Source organism: Fluviicoccus keumensis (assembly GCF_004217445.1).
Classification (GTDB): Bacteria; Pseudomonadota; Gammaproteobacteria; order Pseudomonadales; family Moraxellaceae; genus Fluviicoccus; species Fluviicoccus keumensis.
The window spans coordinates 1-1,488 of record NZ_SHKX01000008.1 but is presented as its reverse complement, the minus strand read 5'-3'; the positions used below and the strand labels follow the sequence as shown (position 1 = coordinate 1,488).

Below are 1,488 nucleotides of genomic sequence, written 5' to 3'. Positions count from 1 at the left end.
GAATGGCACTTACTTAAGCTTTTTCGGGTGGCCATTTCGCCGGATCTCTTCAATCGCAATCTTCCTCGGTTTTGTCAGCATCGGATAGGGTTTTGACCGTCGTTTTACCGCCCTTGGCTCAATCCGGCCAGGGCGTTTTCCTATCTGGCGCTGGGCTATCAATACGTATAACTCCAATGCCTCAGCCGGAGCGAGTTCCTGTCGTTTATAGCTTCTTCCCGCCTGCATCACTTGCAGGGAATGCTTGAAACTGAGTTGGCGGGGGACGACTTTCGCTAGGACTGCCGCCTGCACCATCGCTTGCCGGATCAGGTTATAGGCCAGCAGGTAAACCCAGATTTCCTTCTCGGCCATCTCCGGCGACCGGCACCTCAATCGATCCATTCCCAGCGTCACCTTGAGGTTCCGGAAGTCCAGCTCTACCTGCCATCGATTGTGGTACAAGGCTTTCAGCGCTGATTTAGGAACTTTCTTCGGGCACAGAAGTGTCGTAATCAGCAGTTTTCCGCCCGCATGAAGTTCCCGGATAGTCAGTGTTTCGGGCGCGTGATCGTAGTCCTCTTCAGTCATCCAGTCAGGCCTGATCTTGGGCTTGCTCAGAACCACCAGATGGTCACGTTCCCCCAGCGATTGCCCCAGCGTAAAGTCTGTTGAGCGGCGGCGGGCTCCATGCTGTTCAAACACGGCATCCACCTGCCGCGACTGCAAATCACACAGCAGGAAGTACGTGCCAAACAGCGCATCACCCAGCAAAACATCTCCGGCCTTGAGGTTGGGCAGCAAGGTGCGCAGCAAGCTGCGCTCATCCGCATGTTTACCTTTCATCTTGCCCAGAGCAACATCCAGTACAGCGCCACTACCCAGACACATCAAGCCTACCAGTCGGCACAGAGGAAAGCCCAGACCGGGTTTCTGATTGCTGGATTGTGGATACAGGGATTGATTCGGCTGGGTATCCGGCAGTGATACGGCGGTCCCGTCCACCAACCGGACGGGCCTTCCACGCCAATGCCATGCTCTGGGAATGCCTGCGCTCATCCGGCTTCCTGTCCATTTAGCCAGCCCCGATGCCAGGCTGAGTGGCATTCGTTTGCGGGCGCGGCAATAGGCGCCGGTCGCTGTGCTGCAAGGGATTAAACCGTTGGCCTGCCGTCGGATAGCGGCATCGTTGACCGCTTTCTGGCAGGAGTGGTCGGTATCGAGCACTTGTGCAACGAACATGGCCAGTGTTTCCATGGGCGGAAAGCAGCGGTTTCGGCCATCAGGCCGCATTGAGGTGATGCAGGAGCCATCGGTGTCTTGCAAGGCAGACATCAATGATTGGTTTTTAAGGTGACGGAGTTGCTGTTGCCGGGCACGGCGTATAGGATGCAGCAAGGCTGGCTCTCGGATTGGTTGGGTGTGTGTTTGGCGACTTACACCTTACCATTTGAGGCCAGCCTTTTTACATTGTAAAACAGTTACTTAGTCCTTAAGTAAGTGCCATTC

Annotated in this window: 1 protein-coding gene; it reads right to left on the bottom strand. The window is 55.6% G+C overall.

Annotation, left to right across the window (positions count from 1 at the left end; genetic code table 11):
• Positions 1 to 9 precede the first annotated feature (9 nt).
• On the bottom strand, positions 10 to 1,377 hold the full coding sequence (locus EV700_RS00950; RefSeq protein WP_423201202.1) for an IS4 family transposase: 1,368 nt from the start codon (positions 1,375 to 1,377) through the stop codon (positions 10 to 12).
• Positions 1,378 to 1,488: the final 111 nt, after the last annotated feature.